Below are 3121 nucleotides of genomic sequence, written 5' to 3'. Positions count from 1 at the left end.
GTAATAGTCCGCTCGAGGCCGTTGTTGACGGCTGGGTGGTTTAAGGCGTGATGTCGGTGACGTGTTGAAGCAGAGCGAACGCCACGCGCCATGCACGGCCGTCGCAGTGAACGGTGGCCGTGCGCTGGTTGATCCGAGCGATTTCTCCGACGTGCCGCTTCAGGCTTTGGTCGGTGAAGCTCACGCGCTGGCCGACGCGGAAGTCCTGTTTGTGATGGATCTCCGGCGGCGGCCTCAGCGGCGCTGCAGTCGCGGGTGAGGATGACGTGGCTGCCTGCTGATCATCGACAGGTACGACGGCCGCGTACAGCACGCTCAAGCGCTGTTTGCTTTGCTCATCGATCAGTGTGACCTGCCGGTCTTTCATCGCCGCGATGCGAGCCTCGCGCAGCTTGCCGGTCCCCCAGTCCCAGTACTTCACCAGTTGGCCCATGTGCAACTGCGAGCGCGCCTGCACAATGCGCCTGGGGTCGGCCATGAGTTGCTCGATGACCCAGCTGAGCTGGTACAGCTCAGCGCTGGTGGCCATGGGAAGATCTTCGATCTGCTTGACACGCATGCTGGCAATTTTGCCAGCGCTGGTGTGCTCAAGCCGCGAGCTTGTCAGTCGCTTGTGAGGACGTCGCAGCAGACCTGGCGAACTCGCCGGCGACTGCCCACGGCAGCAACTCGTCGATACGGTTGCTCGGATGGTCGGCGATGTGCTCAAGCACGTGGCGCAGGTATGCCTGTGGATCAATGCCAATGAGCTTGGCCGATCCGATCAAGGTGTAGATCACCGCGGCGCTGTGCCCGCCGCTGTCGGAACCGAGATGCAGGTAGTTCTTGCGCCCGATCGCGACGCCTCGCAGCGCACGCTCGGCCGCGTTGTTATGCGCTTCGATCCGCCCGTCGTCGACGAAGCGCGTCAGCGCCGTCCAGTTGCTCAGCGAGTAGCCGATCGCCAACGCCATCGGCGACTTCGCCGAGACCTGCGACAGCGCTGTGTTGAACCACTCCTTCAATTCGCCCAGCATCGCAGCGGTGCGTTCCTGGCGAACCCGCATTCGCTCGTGTGGCGGCTTGCCTCGGATCTCGGCCTCCACACCGAAGACCTTGCCGATGCGCTGCAGCGCTTGATGCGCCAGCGTGCCGGCCAGCTTGTGCTGGCGCTCGTGGATGTCCCACAGCTTGCGTCGTGCGTGGCTCCAGCATGCCGCCTCGACCACCTGGCCGTTTTCGTATAACGGGTGATACCCAGCGAAGGCATCGGCTTGCAGGATGCCATTGAAGTGCCTCAGATGGCGCACGGGATGTTCGCCCTTGCGGTTCGCCGAGTACTGGAACCACACCGCCGGCGGCGCCGTGTCGCCGCTGGGCCGGTCATCCCTCACGTACACCCAGAGGCGTCCCGTGCGAGCCTTGGCGCCTGCGCCGCCGAGCACGCGGATCGGTGTGTCGTCGCCGTGGATCTTGTCGGCCGCCAACATGTAGCGGCCGATGGCTTCGGCCAGCGGGCTCAGCAGGCGCGCCGCCTGCGCCACCCAGTCGGCCAGGGTCGAGCGCTGCAGTTCGACGCCTTCACGGCCGTAGATCTGGCACAGCCGATACAAGGGTGTGTGATCGCAATACTTGCTCACCAACACGTGCGAGAGCAGCCCGGCACCGGCCATGCAGCGATCAATGGGGCGACTCGGCGCGGGCGCCTGGGTGATCGTGCTGCAGCGCGCGCAGGCAAGCTTGGGGCGAACGTGGCGCACGACATGGAAGCTGCCCGGCTCATAGTCGAGTACCTCTGAGACGTCCTGGCCGATCTCGCGCAGGCCGCGACCGCAGGCCTGGCAATCGCAACCGCCGTGCGGCGTGTGCACCACGGTGCGCCGCGGCAGATGCTCTGGCAGATCACGCATTCCGGTGCGCTCTCGTGCCCGACGCTTCTTGCGACCCTGCTCGATGGACGTGACGTTGGAATGGTGCTCGTCATCTTCGGCCCCCTCGGCCTGCGTCGGGGTCAACGCTGGCTGCGCGATCTGGCCGCCCACAAGTTCAAGCTGGGCGTGCTCGAGTTGCTCGCTGGAGCGGCCGTACTTCATGCGCCGCAAGTACGCCATTTCAACCTTGAGCTTCTCGACGGTCAGCAGCGCGATCTTCAATGCCTCTTGCGAGCGCTGCACCTCGCCGCTGAGAGCGGCGTTGGCGGCAAGCAGTTCCTGCGAGGTCATGGGCACGACTGTGCCGGCCGGAACCCGCCTCTACAACCGGAGTTGTCCTGTCAACTTGGCCGACGGTCCGCTACGCCGCTGCGCGCGGTTGCCAGGTGCGCTCGGGTCGGCGCCAGTCGATGCCTTCGAGCAGCATCGACAGCTGTGCACCGCTCAGCGAGATCGAGCCCGATTCGGCCTGCGGCCAGATGAAGCGACCACGCTCCAGGCGTTTGGCCAGCAAACACATGCCGTCGCCGTCACTCCACAGCAGCTTGACCAAGTCGCCACGACGGCCACGGAAGACGAAGACATGGCCGGAGTACGGGTCCTCGGTGAGCGCCGTCTGCACCTTCGCCGCCAGCGTGTCCATGCCGCAGCGCATGTCCGTCACGCCCGCGGCCAGCCAGACGCGGGTGCCCGCGCGCGGGCCGATCACGCGCTCTGGCGCAGTGCGCGCAAGACACTGCACAGGCTGTCTTCGTCGACAGCGCCACGCAGTCGCAGTTGCGCGCCGGCGAACTCCAGCTCGATGACGCCAGTCCGCGGCGCCGACCTCGATGGCGACGGGGTCGACCCGGTGGACGTCGGAATCGACATGGCTTCGGTCGCCGGTGCCACCTCTATCGGCAACAGTACAGCTGGCAGCGCGCCGCCTGCGGCTCGAACATGCTCCCTGCGCCACTTGAACAGCATGTTGGCGTTGATGCCACTGCGCAGTGCGATCGCCGATACGGACGCGCCTGGCTCCAAGCTTTGTCGCACCAGCTCCTGCTTGAACGCACGGTCGTGATGTCGTCGGCCGGCCTTCGAATCTTGCTCACTCTTCATGGTGTGCACCATCTCCTTTAGCGCACACCTCCAAGCGGGTCTGCGATTCGGATCAGATGCTTCCTGCAGCCTGCGCATCAGGCAAGGACGGCCTTCGTCGGACTATTACG

4 protein-coding genes are annotated in these 3121 nt (G+C 65.4%); all 4 read right to left on the bottom strand.

All coding sequences use genetic code 11. From position 1 onward, the window contains the following. Positions 1–40 precede the first annotated feature (40 nt). The 4 genes from J2W23_RS31330 to tnpA all read right to left on the bottom strand — a co-directional run bounded on the left by J2W23_RS31330 (position 41) and on the right by tnpA (position 3011). Positions 41–559 (bottom strand): hypothetical protein, encoded by a 519-nt coding sequence (locus J2W23_RS31330; RefSeq protein ID WP_307651497.1) that lies wholly within the window; start codon positions 557–559, stop codon positions 41–43. A gap of 28 nt (positions 560–587) precedes the next feature. Next, a complete protein-coding gene (tnpC, locus tag J2W23_RS31325; RefSeq protein ID WP_373424014.1) occupies positions 588–2186 on the bottom strand; it encodes an IS66 family transposase in 1599 nt (532 codons plus the stop codon). 85 nt (positions 2187–2271) lie between these two features. Next, on the bottom strand, positions 2272–2619 hold the full coding sequence (gene tnpB, locus J2W23_RS31320) for an IS66 family insertion sequence element accessory protein TnpB (RefSeq protein ID WP_124962304.1): 348 nt from the start codon (positions 2617–2619) through the stop codon (positions 2272–2274). Further along, positions 2616–3011, bottom strand: a complete 396-nt coding sequence (gene tnpA, locus J2W23_RS31315; protein ID WP_307651495.1) for an IS66-like element accessory protein TnpA — start codon at positions 3009–3011, stop codon at positions 2616–2618. The genes tnpB and tnpA overlap by 4 nt, the downstream gene beginning before the upstream one ends. Between the last annotated feature and the right edge of the window lie 110 nt (positions 3012–3121).

It is taken from the genome of Variovorax boronicumulans, from assembly GCF_030812215.1.
GTDB lineage: Bacteria > Pseudomonadota > Gammaproteobacteria > Burkholderiales > Burkholderiaceae_C > Variovorax > Variovorax boronicumulans_C.
This window is presented reverse-complemented; position numbering and strand designations above follow the sequence as displayed.